The sequence below is a fragment of the Streptomyces sp. NBC_00316 genome, assembly GCF_036158715.1.
In the GTDB taxonomy this organism is placed as follows: domain Bacteria; phylum Actinomycetota; class Actinomycetes; order Streptomycetales; family Streptomycetaceae; genus Streptomyces.
This window is the reverse complement of record NZ_CP108023.1, coordinates 4,509,877-4,531,543: the sequence shown is the minus strand read 5'-3', so window position 1 is coordinate 4,531,543 and position 21,667 is coordinate 4,509,877. Positions and strand designations below refer to the sequence as shown.

Sequence of the window (21,667 nt, the reverse complement as noted above, 5' to 3'; positions counted from 1 at the left end):
CTCAGCGCGGAGCTTGCCCGGCGGTCTGTCTCCTGCCGGGCGTAGGCTCGGCTTTGGGTACGAATCGGCACAACGCTTAAGGAATCTCTGATGGAGCTCGGTCTCGTCGGCCTCGGCAAGATGGGCGGCAACATGCGCGAGCGCATTCGCCGCGCAGGCCACACCGTCATCGGTTACGACCGAAACCCGGACGTCTCCGATGTCCACAGCCTCGAAGAGCTTGTGGGCAAGCTGAAGGGTCCGCGCGTCGTCTGGGTCATGGTCCCGGCCGGTGCCGCGACCCAGGCCACGATCGACGAGCTGGCAGCGCTGCTGTCGCCGGGCGACATCGTGGTGGACGGCGGGAACTCCCGCTGGACCGACGACGAGAAGCACGCGGTCGAGCTGGGCATCAAGGGCATCGGCTTCGTCGACTGCGGTGTCTCCGGCGGCGTCTGGGGCCTGGAGAACGGCTACGCGCTGATGTACGGCGGCGCCGCCGACCACGTGGCCAAGGTCCAGCCGGTCTTCGACGCGCTGAAGCCGGAGGGCGACTTCGGTTCCGTCCACGCGGGCAAGGTCGGCGCCGGCCACTTCGCGAAGATGGTCCACAACGGCATCGAGTACGCCATGATGCAGGCCTACGCCGAGGGCTGGGAGCTGCTGGAGAAGGTCGACTCCGTCACCGATGTGCGCGAGGTCTTCCGCTCCTGGCAGGAAGGCACGGTCATCCGTTCCTGGCTGCTCGACCTGGCGGTCAACGCGCTGGACGACGACGAGCACCTGGACAAGCTCCGTGGCTTCGCCGCGGACTCCGGTGAGGGCCGCTGGACGGTGGAGGCGGCGATCGACAACGCGGTGCCGCTGCCCGCCATCACCGCGTCGCTCTTCGCCCGTTTCGCCTCGCGGCAGGACGACTCCCCGCAGATGAAGATGATCGCCGCGCTGCGCAACCAGTTCGGTGGCCACGCGGTCGAGAACAAGAAGTAACCGCAACGAAAGGCGGGCCGGACCAGCATCACCGGCCCGCGCTACGGAGCACGGAGCAGGAAGCCGGGAAGGTCGGCGTACACCCATGCATGTCACGCATCTCTCGCTGGCCGACTTCCGCTCGTACGCCCGGGTCGAGGTACCTCTCGATCCGGGCGTCACCGCGTTCGTGGGGGCCAACGGCCAGGGCAAGACGAATCTGGTCGAGGCCGTCGGCTACCTCGCGACGCTCGGCAGCCACCGTGTCTCCTCCGATGCGCCGCTGGTGCGGATGGGCGCTGACCGGGCCGTCATCCGGGCCGCAGTCACACAGGGCGAACGTTCCCAGCTGATCGAGTTGGAGCTCAATCCGGGCAAGGCCAACCGCGCCCGGATCAATAGGTCGTCGCAGGTCAGACCGCGTGATGTGCTGGGGATCGTACGGACTGTGCTGTTCGCTCCGGAGGACCTGGCGCTGGTCAAGGGCGATCCCGGGGAGCGCCGGCGCTTCCTCGACGAGCTGATTACGGCGCGGTCGCCACGGATGGCAGGGGTCCGCTCGGACTACGAGCGGGTGCTGAAGCAGCGCAACACCCTGCTGAAGTCCGCCGCGATGGCGCGCAGGCACGGCGGCCGGTCGATGGATCTGTCCACCCTCGATGTGTGGGACCAGCATCTGGGCCGGGTGGGTGCGGAGCTTCTGGCGCAGCGGCTGGATCTGATAGCGACCCTGCAGCCGCTCGCCGACAAGGCGTACGGGGATGTCGCACCGGGCGGCGGCCCTGTGACATTGGAGTACCGCAGTTCGGTCGGTGCGGGGGTTGAGCCCGCGCGTACCCGTGACGAGTTGTACGAGCAGCTGATCGCCGCCCTGGTCGAGGTCCGTAAGCAGGAGATCGAGCGGGGCGTGACGCTCGTGGGACCGCACCGGGACGATCTGTTGCTGGGGCTGCGCGGTATGCCTGCCAAGGGGTACGCGAGCCATGGCGAGTCCTGGTCGTATGCGCTGGCGCTGCGGCTGGCCTCGTACGATCTGCTGCGCGGGGAGGGCAATGAGCCGGTGCTCGTCCTGGACGACGTCTTCGCCGAGCTGGACGCGCGGCGCCGGGAGCGGCTGGCGGAGCTGGTGGCTCCGGGCGAGCAGGTGCTGGTGACGGCCGCGGTGGACGATGACGTTCCGGGTGTGCTGGCGGGTACGCGGTATGCGGTGTCGGCGGGCGGGGTGGAGCGCGTATGAGCGGCTCCGGTGGTCCGGTGAAGGGCGGCGGCCAGGGCTCGCCGCAGCCGTCGGGTGATACGGGTCGGCCGGCGGGCGAGGCGAAGCAGCCGGAGGCGTCGGGGGTCGATCTGGCCCGGGTGGCGCTGCGCGCGGCGAAGGAGCAGGCGCGGGCGCGTGGTGCTGCGGCGCAGCAGAAGAAGCAGGCCAGACTGGGCGGAGGACTGCGTTCCGGAGCCCGGGCGGACGGCCGTGATCCTCTGCCGCTGGGCGCTGCGATCAATCGTCTGATCACTGAGCGAGGCTGGGAGACGCCGGCCGCGGTGGGCGGGGTGATGGGCCGCTGGCCGCAGATCGTCGGTGAGGATCTGGCCAAACATTGTGTGCCGCTGCGGTACGACGAGGACCCCGACGAGCGGGTGCTCACGGTGCAGTGCGATTCGACGGCGTGGGCGACGCAGCTGCGGTTGCTGGCGCCGCAGCTGGTGGCCCGGCTGAACGCGGATCTGGGGCACGGCACAGTGAAATTGATCAAGGTGTTGGGGCCGGGTGGTCCGCAGCGCCGGTTCGGTCCACTGCGTGCGCCGGGTTCCACAGGTCCTGGCGACACCTACGGCTGACCTGGACTTTCCTCTCCGTATCCCGCGCTTTGCCGCTTTCTGGCGGCCACTGTCTCCGGTCGCGTCGCGGTATGGCTGTGGCGGTGTGCCGCCTTGCCCGTCGTGGAGCCCGGCGCTTCCTGTATGTGCTGGTATGTGGCGGTTGAAACCGTGCGGATGGGCTGATGCGTCCCTCACCGTAGCGGGAGGTTGACAGGTCGAAGCGCTCAATGCCCGCGTGAGCCTCTTAGGGCCCCTTCCTGAATATGGGGAGTCGTCAGGCGCTCATTCAGGGCGGCACATGCGGACTCAGGTACCGGCAAACCCCCATTCATGTCGGCGCTACCGGTAGACTGGTGAACAATCCCGCTTACTTGCGGGAGTCGTCGATACAAGCCGAACGACGCAGCCGCTCCCGCCTGCCCGGAGAACGGCCTGTGCTGTGCCAGAAAGGGCGCTTCGTGGCCGATTCCGGCAACCCCAACGAGAACATTCCGTCCACACCCGGTGAGAGCGGCGAGGTGCCTGCTTCGTACGACGCGAGCGCGATCACTGTCCTCGAGGGCCTGGACGCGGTCCGCAAGCGGCCTGGCATGTACATCGGCTCGACCGGTGAGCGTGGACTGCACCACCTTGTGCAAGAGGTCGTCGACAACTCGGTCGACGAAGCCCTGGCCGGGCACGCGGACACCATCGACGTCACGATCCTTGCCGACGGCGGGGTCCGGGTGATCGACAACGGTCGCGGTATCCCCGTCGACATCGTGCCGTCGGAGAAGAAGCCCGCGGTCGAGGTCGTGCTGACGGTGCTGCACGCCGGCGGTAAGTTCGGTGGCGGCGGATATGCCGTCTCCGGTGGTCTGCACGGTGTCGGTGTCTCCGTCGTGAACGCGCTGTCGACGCGCGTCGCCGTCGAGGTCAGGCGGGACGGCTACCGCTGGACCCAGGACTACAAGCTCGGTGTGCCCACGGCGCCGCTGGCCCGTAACGAGGCCACCGACGAGACCGGTACGACCGTCACCTTCTGGGCCGACGGGGACATCTTCGAGACCACCGAGTACTCCTTCGAGACCCTGTCGCGCCGCTTCCAGGAGATGGCGTTCCTCAACAAGGGCCTGACCATCAAGCTCACGGACGAGCGCGATTCGGCGAAGGCGACGGCGGGCGCGGATGTCGCGGAGGCGGTCGAGGTCGCCGAGGAGGAAGCGGCCCGCACGGTCACGTACCACTACGAGGGCGGCATCGTCGACTTCGTGAAGTACCTCAACTCCCGCAAGGGCGAAGTCATTCACCAGTCGGTGATCGACATCGAGGCCGAGGACAAGGAGCGACTGCTCTCGGCCGAGATCGCGATGCAGTGGAACACGCAGTACAGCGAAGGTGTCTACTCCTTCGCCAACACGATCCACACGCATGAGGGCGGTACCCACGAGGAAGGTTTCCGTGCGGCGCTGACCACGCTGGTCAACAAGTACGCGCGGGACAAGAAGCTGCTGCGCGAGAAGGACGACAACCTCACCGGTGACGACATCCGTGAGGGTCTGACGGCGATCATCTCGGTGAAGCTGGGCGAGCCGCAGTTCGAGGGTCAGACGAAGACCAAGCTGGGCAACACGGAGGCGAAGACCTTCGTCCAGAAGGTCGTCCACGAGCACCTCACTGACTGGTTCGACCGGAACCCGAACGAGGCTGCGGACATCATCCGCAAGGGCATTGCGGCGGCCACAGCCCGCGTCGCGGCCCGCAAGGCGCGCGATCTGACCCGTCGCAAGGGGCTCCTGGAGAGCGCCTCGCTGCCGGGCAAGCTGAGCGACTGCCAGTCGAACGATCCGACGAAGTGCGAGATCTTCATCGTCGAGGGTGACTCCGCCGGTGGTTCGGCGAAGTCCGGCCGTAACCCGATGTACCAGGCCATCCTGCCGATCCGAGGCAAGATCCTGAACGTCGAGAAGGCCCGGGTCGACAAGATCCTGCAGAACACCGAGGTCCAGGCGCTGATTTCGGCCTTCGGCACCGGAGTCCACGAGGACTTCGACATCGAGAAGCTCCGCTATCACAAGATCATTCTGATGGCGGACGCCGACGTCGACGGTCAGCACATCAACACCCTGCTGCTGACGTTCCTCTTCCGCTTCATGCGTCCGCTCGTCGAGGCCGGGCACGTCTACCTCTCCCGTCCGCCGCTCTACAAGATCAAGTGGGGCCGGGACGACTTCGAGTACGCGTACTCGGACCGCGAGCGCGACGCCCTGGTAGAGCTCGGCAAGCAGAACGGCAAGCGGATCAAGGAAGACTCGATCCAGCGCTTCAAGGGTCTCGGCGAGATGAACGCCGAGGAGCTGCGCATCACCACGATGGACGTCGACCACCGGGTGCTCGGCCAGGTCACGCTGGACGACGCGGCGCAGGCCGACGACCTCTTCTCGGTGCTGATGGGTGAGGACGTCGAGGCGCGGCGCTCGTTCATCCAGCGCAACGCCAAGGACGTCCGCTTCCTCGACATCTGAGTCGGCCTTACCAGCAAGCAGCCGCTCGAAAGGACTTTGACCAGCAATGGCCGACGAGAACACCCCTGTGATGCCCGAAGAGGATCCCGCAGCCGCGGGTGTGGGAATGCGTGTCGAGCCCGTCGGGCTCGAGACGGAGATGCAGCGCTCCTACCTCGACTACGCGATGTCCGTCATCGTTTCGCGTGCGCTGCCCGACGTACGTGACGGCCTCAAGCCTGTGCACCGCCGCGTGCTGTACGCGATGTACGACGGCGGCTACCGTCCCGAGAAGGGCTTCTACAAGTGCGCCCGTGTCGTCGGGGACGTCATGGGTACGTACCACCCGCACGGCGACTCCTCGATCTACGACGCGCTCGTGCGACTGGCGCAGCACTGGTCGATGCGGATGCCGCTGGTGGACTCCAACGGCAACTTCGGTTCTCCGGGCAACGACCCGGCCGCCGCCATGCGGTACACCGAGTGCAAGATGATGCCGCAGTCCATGGAGATGGTCCGGGACATCGACGAGGAGACCGTCGACTTCCAGGACAACTACGACGGCCGCAACCAGGAGCCGACGGTTCTGCCGGCGCGCTTCCCGAACCTGCTCGTCAACGGTTCCGCGGGCATCGCGGTCGGCATGGCGACCAACATTCCGCCGCACAACCTGCGCGAGGTCGCGTCCGGTGCGCAGTGGTACCTGGAGCACCCGGAGGCCTCGCACGAGGAGCTGCTGGACGCCCTGATCGAGCGGATCAAGGGTCCGGACTTCCCGACCGGTGCGCTCGTCGTGGGCCGCAAGGGCATCGAGGAGGCGTACCGCACCGGCCGCGGCTCCATCACGATGCGCGCGGTCGTCGCGGTCGAGGAGATTCAGAACCGGCAGTGCCTGGTCGTCACGGAGCTTCCGTACCAGACCAACCCCGACAACCTCGCGCAGAAGATCGCCGACCTGGTCAAGGACGGCAAGGTCGGCGGCATCGCGGACGTCCGCGACGAGACCTCGTCGCGCACCGGCCAGCGCCTCGTGGTCGTGCTGAAGCGGGACGCGGTCGCCAAGGTCGTGCTGAACAACCTGTACAAGCACACCGACCTGCAGACCAACTTCGGCGCCAACATGCTGGCGCTGGTCGACGGGGTGCCGCGCACACTGTCGATCGACGCCTTCATCCGCCACTGGGTGACGCACCAGATCGAGGTCATCGTCCGGCGTACGAAGTTCCGCCTGCGCAAGGCGGAGGAGCGGGCGCACATCCTGCGCGGCCTGCTCAAGGCGCTCGACGCGATCGACGAGGTCATCGCCCTCATCCGGCGCAGCCAGACGGTCGAGGTCGCCCGTGAGGGCCTGATGGGCCTGCTGGAGATCGACGAGATCCAGGCGAACGCGATCCTGGAGATGCAGCTACGCCGACTGGCCGCGCTGGAGCACCAGAAGATCACCGCCGAGCACGACGAACTCCAGGCGAAGATCAACGAGTACAACCTGATCCTGGCGTCGCCGGAGCGGCAGCGGCAGATCGTCAGCGAGGAGCTGGCGGCGATCGTCGAGAAGTTCGGTGACGACCGGCGCTCCAAGCTGGTGCCCTTCGACGGTGACATGTCCATCGAGGACCTGATCGCCGAGGAGGACATCGTCGTCACGATCTCGCGCGGCGGCTATGTGAAGCGTACGAAGACGGACGACTACCGCTCGCAGAAGCGCGGCGGCAAGGGCGTGCGTGGCACGAAGCTAAAGGAAGACGACATCGTCGACCACTTCTTCGTGTCGACGACCCACCACTGGCTGCTGTTCTTCACGAACAAGGGCCGCGTCTACCGGGCCAAGGCGTATGAGCTTCCGGACGCCGGCCGGGACGCGCGCGGCCAGCACGTCGCCAACCTGCTGGCCTTCCAGCCGGACGAGCAGATCGCCGAGATCCTGGCGATCCGCGACTACGAGGCCGCGCCCTATCTGATCCTGGCCACCAAGGGTGGTCTGGTGAAGAAGACCGCGCTGAAGGACTACGACTCGCCGCGCTCGGGCGGCGTCATCGCGATCAACCTCCGCGAGACGGAGGACGGCAGCGATGATGAGCTGATCGGTGCGGAGCTGGTTTCGGCCGACGACGATCTGCTGCTTATCAGCAAGAAGGCCCAGTCGATCAGATTCACTGCGACGGACGATGCGCTGCGCCCGATGGGCCGTGCCACATCGGGTGTGAAGGGCATGAGTTTCCGCGAGGGCGACGAACTGCTCTCGATGAATGTCGTCCGGCCCGGTACGTTCGTCTTCACTGCCACCGATGGTGGGTACGCGAAGCGGACCGCCGTCGACGAGTACCGCGTCCAGGGTCGCGGCGGCCTGGGTATCAAGGCCGCCAAGATTGTGGAGGACAGGGGCTCGCTGGTCGGCGCGCTGGTGGTCGAGGAGACGGATGAGATCCTCGCCATCACGCTCGGCGGCGGTGTGATTCGTACGCGGGTCAATGAAGTCAGGGAGACGGGCCGTGACACCATGGGCGTCCAACTGATCAATCTGGGCAAGCGCGACGCCGTCGTCGGCATCGCTCGTAACGCCGAGGCCGGTCGCGAGGCCGAAGAGGTCGACGGGGCCGAGGGCCCCGAGGGTGAGACGACCGCCGAGGCGACTGTCGAAAGCACAGTCGAAGGCACGTCGCCTTCGGCCGGGGAGCACGAGGAGTAGAGCGTGAGTGGAGCCACGGGCGCCGGGGCCGCTTCCGGAGCTGGAGCGAACGGTGCCCGTGGCCCTGCCACGGACTCCCAAGGGGGCACTGTGACGGACACCCGGGGGCCTCAGCCCCAGTACGAGGGATACGCGACCGGGCCGCTGCCCGGTGAGCGTGATCCCGCAGCGGGGCAGGCAGGCGGGCCGTACCACCCGCCTCAGGCGTACCCCTCGCCCGCGGGCGGGACGCAGGGCGGCCGGTCCCAAGGAGCGCAGGCGACCCGTCGGCCGCGGACGGGGGCGCGGACGACGCCGCGAACCCGTAAGGCGCGGCTGCGGGTGGCCAAGGCCGACCCGTGGTCGGTGATGAAGGTCAGCTTCCTGCTCTCCATCGCGCTCGGAATCTGCACGGTCGTGGCGGCCGCGGTCCTGTGGATGGTGATGGACGCCATGGGCGTCTTCACCACCGTGGGCGGCACGATCAGTGAGGCGACCGGTTCCAACGAGAGCAACGGCTTCGATCTGCAGTCGTTCCTGTCGCTTCCGCGCGTTCTCATCTTCACGTCGGTCATCGCGGTGATCGACGTGGTGCTGGCCACTGCGCTGGCGACGCTGGGCGCCTTCATCTACAACTTGTCGGCCGGCTTCGTGGGCGGTGTCGAGCTCACGCTGGCCGAGGACGAGTAGCGGTTCGGGTATCGATTTTGGGACTGGCCCCGACGTGCGCTAATCTTCAGAAGTCAGCGCGCAGCGCGGCGGGGCTATAGCTCAGTTGGTTAGAGCGCATCCCTGATAAGGATGAGGCCACAGGTTCAAATCCTGTTAGCCCCACAGCAAGAAGAGGGCGTCTCCCGAGCGGGAGGCGCCCTCTTCTTATGCCCGGGTGCGGCAGCGGTTCTGGCTGCGTCGCCCCGACGTGCTGCGCGTGTGACCGTCGGCACATGGCCGCCTCCCGCCTTTTGCCGGAGCCGGCTCGCTGTGTCCGGGCGGCCGGGGCGTGGCAGACCGGCCCTGCCGGAAGAGGCGCTCGTGTGCCCGCCAGTCGTACGCGGCGACGGGAGCCCGGGTGGGCGCACGAGGGTGTGCTGTGCCGGCTCTCCGGCAGGACACACGAAAAGGCGGGGCACACGAAAAAGGCCCCGTCCGGTGTGAACCGGACCAGGGGCCCTGTGCGTCGGTTGTGCCGCTCTCACGGCGGCAGGAGTGATGCGTCCCCTGCCGGGGCACCGTGGGCGGTGCGGGCGGCGCCTGTGTTGCCTGTGGCGGCCAGCGTGCTCCTCGTGTCCACGGACAGGTTCCTGGCGGCCGGTGAGGAGCCGTGAGCCTCGGCGCGGATGCGCTGCTTCATTGTGGGCGGCAGCGCCCTGTCACGCGGAAGGGTCCATCGCACCGACGGGGCGGTCGCGGTTGCGACGGCAGCACCCGTGTGCTCCTGGTTCGTGGCCGTCGGCTGCGCGGCCGCGGCGGGGGCGCTGACGAGGCCCATCGACGCGAGAAGCGCGAAGAAGGCGGTGATGAAGGCGGTCCAGAGGCTCTTGACCTTGAAGGTGCTCATGGCCCCTCACTTTCGGGTGGTCCGGTTTGCTTACCTTTCTGATGATGTGGATCCGGCTCGCCAATTCATGGACCGACGCCACGGATCCGCCGATCTTCAGATGAACACCACTCGTATGGTTCAACCGGGCTGGACGAGTCGGCGCGAGGGCGGCCGGGAAGGTCGCATTTGCCCGAGCCCCAGTTGGGCCGCGGGGAGGTCACTGATCGGTATCGGCCGGTGTGTATAGTCGGGCGGCAGAGGTCTCCTATGTCAAGGAAAGACGAGGTCGCGCGGTGAAGAAGCTTCTCCTGGTCGCACTGGCCGCCATCGGCGGGCTCCTCGTGTACCGCCAGATCCAGGCGGATCGCGCCGAGCAGGATCTGTGGACGGAGGCGACCGACTCCGTGCCCGCAGGTTCGGGTGTGTGAGACGGAATCAGCCTGTTGCGGGCCCCGGTCGCTGAGCGGCCGGGGCTTCGTGCTGTTGCGGGGCCGTGCCACCTGTGCTCTTGAGTTCACCCAAGCAAATCAATGGGTTGCGTGAGCGAAGGGGTCGGTGCTTCGGTCGAGGGGGCGCGGGTGGGGGCACTCAATCACCGCCGGACTGCAGCAGCAGGGGGGGGCATTGACCGGCGGGGCGCTGCTCGCTCCGATGACAGGCACGCCGCCGGCCGCGGCAACGGAATCCGCCGTCCGCGACGCACCTGCCGCACCGGACAGCAGCAGCCTTGTGACGGTGCCCGGCCCTCCGGATTTATGGCGGAAGGCGCCGGCTGGACCCGGACGGACTCCGCACGTACCGCCGTGCGCACGGTCTCGGAGGGTCTTCCCGACGGCCATTCGGCCGGTCTGCGCGTGTACGCGCCGACCACCCCCGGGGATGCACGGACACCCGGCACATACGGCCGGTGCAGCCGCTCGACGACCGCGGAGTTCGCCGAGACCCCGCAGACCGGTGTGGCGCTACGGGTGTCCGTGCTCGGCGACGAGCGGGCGGGGCCGGAGCGCGACGTGGCGGTCCTGGCGAAGAAGGCCGACAACGACGTGGACAAGAAGGGCAATTGAACTGCGGCCGCAGACAGCGACGGTGCGGGCGGGGCAGGATGGACCGGCATCGCGGCCGCTGCCGGGGCGGGTGCCGTGGTGGTGGTGACCGCGGGGCTCGTGTTCGGCCGCCGCAGAGTGGCCGCACGGACGACGAGGGGAAGCGCGTGATGAGGCAGCGCAGAAGAGGCCGGGCGACGCTGGCCGCGGTCGCGGCGATGTGCGCGGTGGCGGCGCTGCCGGTGCAGGCGCACGCAGCCGGTGAGCCTGCTCCGTACACCTTTGCCCCCGAGGCCAAGACGGTCGGGGGCGCCGAGGTCAGCACCGACGCGTCGGAGCTGACCCCCGGATCCGTGTACAAGAGCTCGATCAAGCCGGGCGAGAAGCTCTACTACCGTCTCGTCCTCGACACCGACACGAACGCGTACGTGTCGGCGGTGGCGGTACCCGCGCTCGGCGGTCAGGTGGCCTACGGGGACGGCATCACGGTCAGCATCCGGGACAGCACCGACCTGCAGTGCAGCTCGGAGGATGCCAGGTTCGAGTCGGCGGAGTTTCCTCACCCGATCGCCGCGTACGCCTACCGGGTCCCGGAGAAGGACAGCACCACCTGCAGCGAGGCCGGTACGTACAACGTGCTGGTCGAGCGGGAGAGCAAGGCCACCTCGTCGCAGGACGCGTGGGACCTGGAGCTCCGCTACGAGTCGGAGCCGAAGCTGAAGGAAGGAGGGCCGGCCCCGACCGAGGCGCCGAAGAACTGGCCCTCGGCGTCGCCGGCACCGCTCACCCAGGCCGCGCAGGAACGGACGGGCGGCACGAGCTATTACGACGCCACCAGCCTGGAGACCGGCAAGTGGAAGGACGGCATCGAGCCGGGGCAGACCCACTTCTACCGGGTACCCGTGGACTGGGGACAGCAGATCTTCGCCAGCGTCGACCTCGGTAACAGCGTCGGCGGTTCGAACGAGTACATCGGCAGCGCGCTCGCCCTGTCCTTGGACAATCCGGCGCACGGCCATGTCGACGAAGCCTCTCCGCTGTCGTACTCCGGCAAGCCGGCCTCCGTGTCACTCGATCCGCTGCCCCCGGTGGCGCACGAGAACCGGTTCGCCTCCAGCGCCGATGTCAGCGCCATGCGGTTCGCGGGCTGGTACTACCTGTCGGTCTCGCTGAGCCCGGAGGTCGAGAAGGCGTACGGCAAGAAGGCGATCCCGATGACCCTCACGGTGAAGGTCGAGAACTCCGCGGGTCCGTCGCCCTACGAGGGTTCTGCCGGCGTCTTCGGTGTCACGCAGGACGACAAGGACATGGCCAGGAGCGGCCAGAGCGCCCCTCAGGCCGCCAAGAGCGACACGATGAACACGGTCGCAGCGGCCGGGATCGGCACAGGCACCGTACTGGTTGTCGGGCTCGGGGCCTGGACGCTGATCGCGCGGCGCCGCGCGGCGAGCGCCGCAGGTGGGCCGACCGCCACCGGCGCGGCCGGGCATGCGCCGTACGGAGGTCCGCCGCAGGCCTGGTAGCACCGTCCCGGGCCCGCTGGTCCGGACCCGTCGGTCGTCGGGGCCGGCGGACTCAGGCCTGGGTCAGCGCCCAGATGCCCACGGCGAAGCAGATCAGCGCCACCAGCAGGACCGGGACCGCCACCTTCGGGGGCGGTCCCGGACGCTTCTGCGGCGGATGCGCGAGAACTCCTGCGCCGGGATGCGGAACCTGCGGCTGCTGAGCGGTGTATGCACGAGTGAGAGCTTGTTCGTGCTGCACTGCGGACGTCGGGGCCTGCGAAGGGTCCGGTGCGGCGGCAGGGAAGGGGGAACCCGTATGCGCCGGGAGCGGAGCCGGGGCAGCGGGCTGCCGGGGCTGTGGGGTGGCCGGCGGCTGCGGAGGCGGGGCGAGGTGGAAGCTGCCCGTCTCCGACATCAGCGAGGGCGGCGGGGTATGCGGCTGCTGTACGGACTGGTGGGCGTCCTGCTGCAATGCCTCGCCCGTGGGGGTGGTCGGTGCAGTCAGGCCGGGCTGGGGAGGAGTCCGGGTGACGGCAACGGGGCCCTCGGGGCCGAATCCGGCGGGCAACGGGCCGATCTGGTCGAAGACCTCCACGGGCTCGTCGTCGATGCCCGGCTCCGGCAGCATCTCGACAGCCGCGGCCAGGGCCTTGCGCGCACCCGTGGCCGTCCGGAAGCGGGCCTGGGGATCCGGCTGAAGCAGACCTGCGAGGACCTGCCACAGCGGTTCCGGGATGCCCTGGGGGGCGCCGGGCGTGCCGTGCGACGCGAAATGGTCGACGAGAGCCTTGGCGTCCGGCTTCTGGCCCTGCAGCAGATACAGCGCGACGAGACCGACGGCGAAGAGGTCCGCGGGGAAGTCGGGCTCCGCGCCCATCATCTGCTCGGGCGCGAAGTACCCCGGCGTTCCCACCACATAGTTGGTCTCGGTGAGACGCGGCTCGCCCTTGCGCATGGAGATGCCGAAGTCGGACAGCCGCAGGTGCGGCCGGCCGGTACCGGTGGCCTCCATCAGGATGTTGGCGGGTTTGATGTCGCGGTGCACGACCCCCTCCGCATGCACCGTCGACAGCCCGGACAGCAACTGGTCGAGCAGCGTGCAGACGAAGCGCGGAGGCAGCGGGCCGTAGTCACCGATGACATGTGCCAGCGAACCACCGCTGACCAGATCCATGGTGAACAGGACCTTGTCGTCGTCCGCCGCCCAACTGGCCGGGGCGAGCACATGCGGATGCTCGATCCGCAGCGCCTGCTCGCGGACGAAGCGCAGCAACGTGTGAGCGTCACTCTGCTGGAGAACCTTGGCCGCCACATACCGACGGCGCCGGTGATCCCAGGCACGCCAGACCGCGCCGACGCCACCGCGTCCGATCGGGTCGATCAGCTCGTACCGACCAGCGAAGACCTCACCCATTGCGCTGCGCCCGCTCCCAGTTCCTGTTTCGGCTCGTGGCCGGCTCTCGGGGGTAGTGCCCTAGGACTGTGGGGAGGCCCTAGCTCTGGTGTCCCTCGTAGTGCGCGACCGCTTCCGCGGTGCGGCCTGCGCCGTACACCTTGAGAAACTCTGCCAGTTCCGGGTGGCTCGGGGCGAGGGAGTCGGCGGCATCGATGATGTCCCCGGCGGCCGCGACCGACCGCAGCAGCGACTGGATCTCACGGACCACGCGCCGGACGGTGGGTGCCCCGCCGGTGGTAGAGGTCTGACCGGTGCCGGTGAGGACGGAGCCGCCCTGAGACTTCTTGATCTCTTCCATGCGGTCGGTGGCCTCCCCCGCGCTGACGCTGCCGTCGGCGACCTGACCGGCCAGCTCCTGCAGGGCCTGGACGCGCTGGACGACCGCCGGGTTGCCGATCTTCGCCCGCTGGCCGCTCATCAGCTGGGAGAGCATGGGCGCGGACAGCCCGAGTACGGCGGCGAGCCGGGCCTGGTTCAGGCCGAGATCGTCTATCAGCCGACGGAAGAGCGCCCCCAGCGGCTCTCCGTACCAACCGCGCTGAAGCTCTCTGGCTCTTGCCGTTGCCTCTTGCTGAGCTGCGTCCATGGCGTCTCCCCTTCGCTGCGGCTTCGCTGCTGCGAACCTCGACGAGCATCTTACGGAGAGTGGTTGCCGACCGGGAGTCCCTATCTTTTTGGAAGATTCAGGGGGTCACCCGGTACTGTGGTCTGCGACGGAGACCGAGACGTTGATGCGTCCGGTGCTGTCCACCTTTTCGGGGCCTTAGCTCAGTTGGTAGAGCGCTGCCTTTGCAAGGCAGATGTCAGGAGTTCGAATCTCCTAGGCTCCACATCGAAAGACCCCTCTGACCTGCGGAAACGCGGTCGGAGGGGTCTTTTCTTCGTTCCCGGCATCCCTGCGGAGGACACCAGGACGGTCACGTCGAGCGGCGCGAGCCCGGTGACGAGGCCCCCGCTCGCAGTGAGGCGGCGGTACCGGGTCCGCAGCTGCTGTACTCGATGGGCAACGCAACGGGCGCCGGGAAACCTCTGGGGTTCCCGGCGCCCGTGCTGCTCGGCCGGTGGCGGGCGGGGGATTCAGGGGCGGTCGTCGAAGTCGGTGCCGTCCACCTCGTCCGACCCGTCGTCCTCCTTCGCCTGGACGTCCGGGTCGAGGACCGTCGGGCCGGTGCCGTCGACCGAGGTCAGCGGCGCGTGATCGGAGACCTCCGTGGGAGCGGGAGGCTCGACCAGCCAGTCCGGGTTGGCCTGCTTGTCCCACCACCGCCACGCGGCATAGGCGCCACCCACCAGGAGGGAGACCACCGCGAAGCCCTTGAGCAGGCGGCCGGCCTTGGCCCTCCGCCGGTGCTTCTTGGCCAGCTGCTGGATCTCCTTCGGAGTGACCTGCCCGCGCAGCGCTGCCAGGGCCGCGATACTGCGGGACGTGGCCTCCTCGGCGACGGGCTGGGCGGCGGCCACTGCGGACTCGACGCGGGGCACGGTGTAGTCCGCGGCACTCCTGGCGGCCTGGCGGGTGCGGAGCGCGGCCAGCTGGGCGACCTCGTCGACCTTGGGGGGCACGTGAGTGCGGGCCAGTTCGATACGTGGGGCGAGATGGGCGTCGTAGTGGACGCGGGCCTGCTGTGCTGCCTTCGACACCCTCGGCGCGAGCCGCGCACGGGCCTCGAGCGCATAACGAGCGGCCTGGTCCTTGGCCGTGTCGGCGTAGGGCGCCACCACTTCCGCGGCGTGCTGCACGCTTTCCTTCGCCGAGTCGGTTGCGGCGCGCACGCTGTCGATGCGGGTCACGGGATCCTCCTCCTTGGTGGCGGGTCGATACTCCGCCTTTCCACCCATTTCGAGATCATGCCTCCCGCTGGCCCAAGTGGCATGCGGGGCCGGGCATCCGGGTCATGAACGACGGTCGTGAGAGACGGCCACGAAAGACGTCCTCGGGCAATGCGGTGCAAGGGGAGCTTGCCGACGACAATGCCACGGTTCGGCTCAGTACGCGCCGGTTCGTCACGCGCTTGGCCTCATTTGTTCCTGCGGGAAGCGGCAGCCGGACAGCGGCCAATCGGGCAAGAAGGTGAGGGACGTCCGTTCGCCGGTGGCGGTCGGGCGACGCGAGGGACGGTCCGTGCAAGGATCGGTGGACGTCAGCGAAGACTTACGGAAGGCAGATCGTGGCCGAGCAGCTTTACGCCACCTTGAAGACCAACCAAGGCGACATCGAGATCCGGCTTCTGCCGAACCACGCGCCCAAGACGGTCAAGAACTTCGTCGAGCTCGCCACGGGCGAGCGCGAGTGGACCCACCCCGCGACCGGCAAGAAGTCCAAGGACAGGCTGTACGACGGCACCGTGTTCCACCGCGTCATCAGCGGCTTCATGATCCAGGGCGGCGACCCGCTGGGCAACGGAACCGGCGGCCCGGGCTACGAGTTCGGTGACGAGTTCCACCCGGATCTCAGCTTCAACAAGCCGTACCTGCTGGCCATGGCCAACGCGGGCCCGGGCACCAACGGCTCGCAGTTCTTCGTGACCGTCTCGCCGACCGCCTGGCTGACCGGCAAGCACACCATCTTCGGTGAGGTGACCGACGAGGCCAGCAAGAAGGTCGTGGACGCCATCGCCGGCTCCCAGACCAACGCCCGTACCGACCGCCCGGTGCAGGACGTCGTGATCGAGTCGGTCGTCGTCGAGACCCGCTGATCGCCGGCGGTCACCGAATGATCACTCTCTGATCCCCCTTCCGGGAACCAATCGCCCTGCTCGTCCGTACTGTTACATAGCGGACGAGCAGGGCGGCGTCGTATGTGGCGGCGTCCACGACGACGACCGAGGGGACCAGGAAGTGAGGGAACCGATGGACGAGAAGCCGCCCGGCGCCCAGGACCAGTCCGCCGCCACCGGCGGTCCGCTCGCCTGCTACCGCCACCCGGGCCGTGAGACCGGGATCCGCTGCACGCGTTGCGACCGCCCGATCTGCACCGAGTGCATGGTCAGCGCCTCGGTCGGCTTCCAGTGCCCGAACTGCGTCCGCCAGGGATCCGGTACCGGGCACGGCCCGGCCGCCAACCAGCCGCGTACCCTCGCCGGCGGGACCGTCGCGGCCGATCCGAGGCTGGTCACCAAGGTCCTGCTCGCCCTCAATGTCGCCCTGTTCATCGCGGTGCACGTGAAGGCGTCACTGCTCGACGACCTGACACTGCTGGGCCGGGCCACCTTCTACTACGGCGGGCCGCCGGAAGGCGTTGCAGAGGGCCAGTGGTACCGGCTGGTGACGTCGATGTTCCTGCACCAGGAGGTGTGGCACATCGCGTTCAACATGCTGGGACTGTGGTGGCTCGGCGGCCCCCTGGAGGCGGCACTCGGCCGCGCCCGCTATCTCACGCTCTATCTGATCTCCGGCCTGGCGGGCAGCGCTCTCACCTACTGGCTCGCCGCACCGAATCAGCCCTCGCTCGGTGCCTCCGGCGCCATCTTCGGTCTGCTGGGCGCCACCGCCGTGCTCATGCGCCGCCTGAACTACGACATGCGGCCGGTCTTCGTGCTCCTCGCGCTGAACCTGCTTTTCACCTTCACGTGGGGCGGGATCGCCTGGCAGGCGCATGTCGGTGGTCTGATCGCGGGGACGGTGGTCGCCATCGCCATGGTGCACGCACCGCGCGGGCGGCGTGCACTGGTGCAGTACGGGACCTGTGCGCTGGTCCTGGTGGCGGTGGTCCTCATCGTGCTCGCCAGAACCGCCGCACTGACCTGATGACGGAGCGCTCGCAAGCCGTCTCACGACAGTTGTCCACAGTCAGGGTGTGATCTTGTGCATTCCGTGCGAACAACTGTGCCCCTTGCCTCTGAGCTGGGTTTTTCCAGCTCGGACAAGGGGCGCACCACCCCTGGACGGGGGAGGCTGCAGTCATACCGGCGTCAACATCCAGGGAGTTATCCACAGATCGTCTGACCTTTTCCCCCGCCTGTGGATAACGCTGTGGGTAACTCAGGGCAAGGGTTGCGATACCGGGGTCATCTGTGGTGCCGGGTGCGGGGTGGAGCTACTTCCACTGCGTGGAGACACCGAAGCCGCCGGCGATGAAGCCGAAGCCGACCACGATGTTCCAGTTCCCCAGCGCCTTGATCGGCAGGTCGCCGTCGGTCACATAGAAAACGACGATCCAGGCCAGACCGATCAGGAAGAACGCCAGCATCACCGGCGCCACCCAACTGCGGTTGGTCAGCTTTATGTTGGTTGCCTGCTTCGCCGGAGGCGGCGTGAAGTCGGCCTTCTTGCGGATACGTGACTTCGGCACGAGGAACTCTCCTGTCGATGCGCTGCGTGACCGCGCAGGGAACTATGGCTGGCGCCGGGGCAGGGCGCAAGGGGGAATGCTGCCTCCCCCGGGCGTCCGTTAGCGTAGTGCTTCCGTGGCGTCGAAGGAGATAAGGGTACGTTGAGCAATTCTGCCGACTCTCCCCAAGGGCCGGTCCGGCGTACCTTCCGGCGCCCGGTCCGGGTGCTCACCGCCGCTGTCTTCGCCCTTGCCGGACTGATCTTCGTCACCAGCGCCAACACGGCCAAGGGCACCAACATCCGTACCGACTCCTCGCTGCTGAAGCTCTCCGACCTGATCCAGCAGCGCAGCGGGAAGAACGCCGGGCTCGACGACTCCAACGCGGCCCTGCGCGACGACATCGACGCCCTCGCCCAGCGCGACGACGGCAGCACGAAGGCGGAGGACGCCAGGCTCAAGGCGCTGGAGCAGGAGGCGGGCACCAAGAAGCTCTCCGGCCCGGCTGTGGCCGTCACGCTCGACGACGCCCCGCCGAACGCCACGGCGAAGCCCGGCTACCCCGACCCGCAACCCAACGACCTGGTCATTCACCAGCAGGACCTGCAGGCCGTGGTCAACGCGCTCTGGCAGGGCGGCGCCCGCGGCATCCGGGTCATGGACCAGCGGCTGATCTCCACCAGTGCGGTGCGCTGCGTCGGCAACACGCTGATCCTTCAGGGCCGGGTCTACTCACCCCCGTACAAGATCACCGCGGTGGGCGATCCGGATGATCTCAAGAAGGCCCTCGACGACTCCCCGGCGATCCAGAACTACCTGCTGTACGTGAAGGCGTACGGGCTGGGCTGGAAAGTCGACGAGCACGAGACGGTGACTCTTCCCGGCTACTCCGGCACAGTGGATCTCCACTATGCCCAGCCGGTGAAGTAGCGAGCAGTTCCGGGGAGGCCGACCGGTGTCGGTGCGACTGATCGTCAGAACGTTCAGCGAACTGTGCATCACCGCAGGCACCTTGATCGTCCTCTTTGTGGTGTACGTGCTGTTCTGGACCGGGGTGAAGGCCGCCGGCGCGACCGAAGGACAGATCGACGACTTGCAGAGCCAATGGGCGCAGGGGGCCGTGTCCGCGCCCGCGCCGGCCTCGTCGCCCACGCCCGCAGCATCCACGCCCGACGCATACCGCGACGGAAAACCGTTCGCGATGCTGTACATCCCCCGCCTCGGCAAGGGCTGGGTGTGGCCCGTCCTGGAGAACACCGCGGTCAAGACGTTGCAGCGGGGCCTCGGCCACTACCGGGGAACTGCCCCGCTCGGTGCGACCGGCAACTTCGCGGTGGCCGGGCACCGCCGTACGTACGGGGATCCCTTCAAGGACTTCCCGAAGCTGCGCCGCGGAGATCCGGTGATACTGACGGACGGCACGACGTGGTTCACGTACCGCATCGACAAGAAGCCGTACCGGACCGTGCCGAGCGACATCGGGGTGATCGACCCGGTCCCCCGCAAGTCCGGATTCGACGGTCCCGGCCGCTATCTGACCCTGACCACCTGCGACCCCGAATGGGGAAGCAGCCACCGGCTGATCGTCTGGGCACATCTCGACGCGACCCAGCCTGTGACTGACGGCAGACCAGCAGCTTTCCACAGCTGACCCACGCTCCTGCCCCGGCCCTTTAGTCTGGTCCCGTACCGAATGAAGGGGACAGCATGTACGGCTGGATCTGGCGGCATCTGCCGGGCAATGCGTGGGTGCGCGGGCTCATCTCGCTCGTTCTGGCACTGGCCGTCGTCTATGTGCTTTTCCAGTACGTCTTCCCGTGGGCCGAGCCGCTGCTTCCGTTCGGCGACGTGACGGTCGACGGCATGAACGGAACGGGGGCCGGCCAGTGAGCGCCCGCATCCTTGTCGTCGACAACTACGACAGCTTCGTCTTCAACCTCGTTCAGTACCTCTACCAGCTCGGCGCCGAGTGCCAAGTGCTGCGGAACGACGAGGTGACCACGGCCCACGCCCAGGACGGCTTCGACGGTGTCCTGCTCTCGCCGGGCCCCGGCACCCCCGAGGAGGCGGGTGTCTGCATCGACATGGTGCGCCACTGTGCGGCGACCGGCGTCCCGGTCTTCGGTGTCTGCCTCGGCATGCAGTCGATGGCTGTGGCGTACGGAGGTGTGGTGGACCGGGCGCCCGAGCTGCTGCACGGCAAGACGTCACCGGTGATCCACGAGGGCAAGGGCGTCTTCGCCGGGCTGCCGTCCCCGTTCACCGCGACCCGTTACCACTCGCTCGCTGCCGAACCGGAGACGATTCCAGCGGAGTTGGAGGTGACGGCGCGCACGGCCGACGGCATCATCATGGGACTGCGCCACCGGGAACTGGCAGTGGAAGGAGTGCAGTTCCACCCGGAGTCGGTCCTGACCCAGTACGGCCATCTGATGTTGGCCAACTGGCTTGTGGAGTGCGGGGATGCGGGAGCCGTCGCGAGGTCGGTGGGGCTCGCGCCGGTGGTGGGCAAGGCCGTCGCGTGACCGCACTCCGTCCCGAGCACGACGCCGGACAGGACGGCCCGTACGAGCAGCATGCGTACGAGGCCAAGGGCGCGTTCGAGGCGGCAGTCGACCAGCTGGCGGATCCGCTGAACGACCCGCTGCCGGGGCAGCATGCCGCGCCGCGGTTCCGGGCGGAGAGCGTTTCGCCGGAGGGGGCACAGGCCGGGACGGCGAAGGTCGGGCAGATGCAGACGCCACAGGGGCCTCAGGAGCCCCAAGGGGCCCCGCGTGAGTGGTACGACCCCGAGGGGTACGAACGGGACTGGTACGGGCAGCAGGAGCCTGTTGCGGCGCCTTCGCCCCTGCCGCCCCCCTCCAACGAAGAGACAGTCGGTCTGCGGACGGCCGACATCCGCCGATCGGTCGCCGGAGCAGCGGCATCGGCTCCGACACCGACACCGACAACTGCATCGGCTCCCGCCACTGTTCCCCCACCGCGGCTCGAGCCGGAGCCGGACCACGTGGCCGGGTACGGCCCGGTGCCGGATGCGGACGGCACGGCAGTGACCGGCCCCGGTCCGGAGATCCCGGGCCCCGAACCGCTGGCGGATCCACCCACCGGAGGTCGCGCCGAGCGCCGGCGCGCCGCCAAGGGGCGCGGCCGCCGTCACGCCGAGCCGCAGCAGGATTCGCGGCCGGAGTCGGCGCCTTCGGACGGCAGGCCGCTGACGCGCGTCGAGGCGCGCCGCGCCGCCCGCGCAGCCAAGGACAGCCCCGCCGTCGTCGCCAGCCGGGTCGTCGGCGAGCTGTTCATCTCGCTCGGTGTGCTGATGCTGCTGTTCGTGACGTACCAGCTCTGGTGGACCAACGTCCGAGCCGACCAGATCGCCGGCAACGAGACACACAAGATCCAGGACGACTGGGCGAGTGGCGACCGCAAACCCGTGGCGTTCGAACCGGGGCAGGGCTTCGCCATCATCCACATCCCGAAACTGGATGTGGTCGCGCCCATCGCCGAGGGCACCAGCAAGGAGAAGGTCCTCGACCGAGGCATGGTCGGTCACTACGGCGAGGGCGCGCTCCGCACCGCGATGCCGTCGGCCGCGCAGGGCAACTTCGCGCTCGCCGGCCACCGCAACACGCACGGCGAACCGTTCCGCTACATCAACCGGCTGCGCCCGGGAGACGCGATCGTGGTCGAGACGCGGGATGCGTACTACACGTACGAGATGACCAGTGTGCTTCCACAGACGTCGCCGTCCAACGTCTCGGTCATCGGCCCCGTGCCGCCCGGATCAGGGTTCACCAAGCCTGGCCGCTACATCACTCTGACGACCTGTACGCCGGAATTCACGAGTACCTACCGATTGATCGTCTGGGGCAAGATGGTCGACGAACGGCCGCGCAGCAAGGGATTGCCCGACGTGCTCGTCGGCTGAACATCACCACAACA

Annotated in this window: 21 protein-coding genes and 2 tRNA genes; 18 read left to right on the top strand and 5 right to left on the bottom strand. The window is 68.2% G+C overall.

All coding sequences use genetic code 11. The annotated features are described in order from the left end of the window. Positions 1–90 precede the first annotated feature (90 nt). From gnd to OG878_RS20125, 7 genes are all read left to right on the top strand, one after another. A complete protein-coding gene (gnd, locus tag OG878_RS20155; protein WP_328888080.1) occupies positions 91–969 on the top strand; it encodes a phosphogluconate dehydrogenase (NAD(+)-dependent, decarboxylating) in 879 nt (292 codons plus the stop codon). A gap of 85 nt (positions 970–1,054) precedes the next feature. After that, entirely contained in the window at positions 1,055–2,185 is a 1,131-nt protein-coding gene (recF, locus tag OG878_RS20150; RefSeq protein ID WP_328888079.1) for a DNA replication/repair protein RecF, read from the top strand. Beyond that, entirely contained in the window at positions 2,182–2,784 is a 603-nt protein-coding gene (locus OG878_RS20145; protein WP_328888078.1) for a DUF721 domain-containing protein, read from the top strand. Before recF ends, OG878_RS20145 begins: the two co-directional genes overlap by 4 nt. A 416-nt stretch (positions 2,785–3,200) precedes the next feature. Then, positions 3,201–5,270, top strand: coding sequence for a DNA topoisomerase (ATP-hydrolyzing) subunit B (gene gyrB, locus OG878_RS20140; RefSeq protein WP_328891308.1), 2,070 nt, complete (start codon positions 3,201–3,203; stop codon positions 5,268–5,270). 46 nt (positions 5,271–5,316) lie between these two features. Next, the gene (gene gyrA, locus OG878_RS20135; RefSeq protein WP_328888077.1) at positions 5,317–7,935 is read left to right on the top strand and encodes a DNA gyrase subunit A; all 2,619 of its coding nucleotides are present in this window, start codon (positions 5,317–5,319) and stop codon (positions 7,933–7,935) included. Between the two features lie 90 nt (positions 7,936–8,025). Next, positions 8,026–8,604: a DUF3566 domain-containing protein gene (locus OG878_RS20130; protein WP_328888076.1), complete on the top strand. Its 579-nt coding sequence runs from the start codon at positions 8,026–8,028 to the stop codon at positions 8,602–8,604. Between the two features lie 70 nt (positions 8,605–8,674). Further along, positions 8,675–8,748, top strand: a tRNA-Ile gene (locus OG878_RS20125). 358 nt (positions 8,749–9,106) lie between these two features. On the opposite strand, the gene OG878_RS20120 is transcribed toward OG878_RS20125, so the two are convergent. Next, the gene (locus OG878_RS20120; protein WP_328888075.1) at positions 9,107–9,472 is read right to left on the bottom strand and encodes a DUF6344 domain-containing protein; all 366 of its coding nucleotides are present in this window, start codon (positions 9,470–9,472) and stop codon (positions 9,107–9,109) included. A 275-nt stretch (positions 9,473–9,747) separates the two neighbouring features. Here OG878_RS20120 and OG878_RS20115 point away from each other — a divergent pair, with 275 nt between their 5' ends. The 3 genes from OG878_RS20115 to OG878_RS20105 all read left to right on the top strand — a co-directional run bounded on the left by OG878_RS20115 (position 9,748) and on the right by OG878_RS20105 (position 12,020). Continuing rightward, a complete protein-coding gene (locus OG878_RS20115; RefSeq protein ID WP_003958712.1) occupies positions 9,748–9,882 on the top strand; it encodes a DLW-39 family protein in 135 nt (44 codons plus the stop codon). A gap of 327 nt (positions 9,883–10,209) precedes the next feature. Continuing rightward, complete coding sequence (locus OG878_RS20110; protein WP_328888074.1) at positions 10,210–10,518, top strand: hypothetical protein; 309 nt, start codon at positions 10,210–10,212, stop codon at positions 10,516–10,518. Positions 10,519–10,667: 149 nt separating this feature from the next. Continuing rightward, positions 10,668–12,020, top strand: coding sequence for a hypothetical protein (locus tag OG878_RS20105; RefSeq protein ID WP_328888073.1), 1,353 nt, complete (start codon positions 10,668–10,670; stop codon positions 12,018–12,020). 52 nt (positions 12,021–12,072) lie between these two features. Here OG878_RS20105 and OG878_RS20100 read toward each other — a convergent pair whose 3' ends face one another. Both OG878_RS20100 and OG878_RS20095 read right to left on the bottom strand, forming a co-directional pair. Continuing rightward, complete coding sequence (locus tag OG878_RS20100) at positions 12,073–13,416, bottom strand: serine/threonine protein kinase (RefSeq protein WP_328888072.1); 1,344 nt, start codon at positions 13,414–13,416, stop codon at positions 12,073–12,075. Positions 13,417–13,495: 79 nt separating this feature from the next. Beyond that, positions 13,496–14,044, bottom strand: coding sequence for a helix-turn-helix domain-containing protein (locus OG878_RS20095; protein ID WP_328888071.1), 549 nt, complete (start codon positions 14,042–14,044; stop codon positions 13,496–13,498). Positions 14,045–14,215: 171 nt separating this feature from the next. Here OG878_RS20095 and OG878_RS20090 point away from each other — a divergent pair. Continuing rightward, positions 14,216–14,288: transfer RNA gene (locus tag OG878_RS20090), tRNA-Ala, on the top strand. A 247-nt stretch (positions 14,289–14,535) separates the two neighbouring features. On the opposite strand, the gene OG878_RS20085 is transcribed toward OG878_RS20090, so the two are convergent. Then, positions 14,536–15,249: a DUF5324 family protein gene (locus tag OG878_RS20085; RefSeq protein ID WP_328888070.1), complete on the bottom strand. Its 714-nt coding sequence runs from the start codon at positions 15,247–15,249 to the stop codon at positions 14,536–14,538. Positions 15,250–15,626: 377 nt separating this feature from the next. Here OG878_RS20085 and OG878_RS20080 point away from each other — a divergent pair, with 377 nt between their 5' ends. Together OG878_RS20080 and OG878_RS20075 are read left to right on the top strand one after the other, a co-directional pair. Then, positions 15,627–16,154, top strand: a complete 528-nt coding sequence (locus tag OG878_RS20080; protein WP_328888069.1) for a peptidylprolyl isomerase — start codon at positions 15,627–15,629, stop codon at positions 16,152–16,154. Between the two features lie 154 nt (positions 16,155–16,308). Next, positions 16,309–17,205 (top strand): rhomboid family intramembrane serine protease, encoded by an 897-nt coding sequence (locus OG878_RS20075; RefSeq protein ID WP_328888068.1) that lies wholly within the window; start codon positions 16,309–16,311, stop codon positions 17,203–17,205. Positions 17,206–17,494: 289 nt separating this feature from the next. Here the strand turns inward: OG878_RS20075 and crgA are convergent, their stop codons facing one another. Continuing rightward, positions 17,495–17,749: a cell division protein CrgA gene (gene crgA / locus OG878_RS20070; protein WP_277327263.1), complete on the bottom strand. Its 255-nt coding sequence runs from the start codon at positions 17,747–17,749 to the stop codon at positions 17,495–17,497. 141 nt (positions 17,750–17,890) lie between these two features. On the opposite strand from crgA, the gene OG878_RS20065 reads away from it, so the two are divergent. The 5 genes from OG878_RS20065 to OG878_RS20045 are packed head-to-tail and all read left to right on the top strand — an operon-like array spanning position 17,891 to position 21,653. Continuing rightward, positions 17,891–18,658 carry a DUF881 domain-containing protein gene (locus OG878_RS20065; RefSeq protein ID WP_328888067.1) on the top strand — a complete coding sequence of 256 codons (768 nt, stop codon included), beginning with the start codon at positions 17,891–17,893 and terminating at the stop codon, positions 18,656–18,658. Positions 18,659–18,683: 25 nt separating this feature from the next. Next, the gene (locus OG878_RS20060; RefSeq protein ID WP_328888066.1) at positions 18,684–19,379 is read left to right on the top strand and encodes a class E sortase; all 696 of its coding nucleotides are present in this window, start codon (positions 18,684–18,686) and stop codon (positions 19,377–19,379) included. A gap of 56 nt (positions 19,380–19,435) precedes the next feature. Further along, positions 19,436–19,618 carry a hypothetical protein gene (locus tag OG878_RS20055; RefSeq protein WP_328888065.1) on the top strand — a complete coding sequence of 61 codons (183 nt, stop codon included), beginning with the start codon at positions 19,436–19,438 and terminating at the stop codon, positions 19,616–19,618. Continuing rightward, positions 19,615–20,253: an aminodeoxychorismate/anthranilate synthase component II gene (locus tag OG878_RS20050; protein ID WP_328888064.1), complete on the top strand. Its 639-nt coding sequence runs from the start codon at positions 19,615–19,617 to the stop codon at positions 20,251–20,253. The genes OG878_RS20055 and OG878_RS20050 overlap by 4 nt, the downstream gene beginning before the upstream one ends. Then, positions 20,250–21,653, top strand: a complete 1,404-nt coding sequence (locus tag OG878_RS20045) for a class E sortase (RefSeq protein ID WP_328888063.1) — start codon at positions 20,250–20,252, stop codon at positions 21,651–21,653. Before OG878_RS20050 ends, OG878_RS20045 begins: the two co-directional genes overlap by 4 nt. The last annotated feature ends 14 nt before the right edge of the window (positions 21,654–21,667 follow it).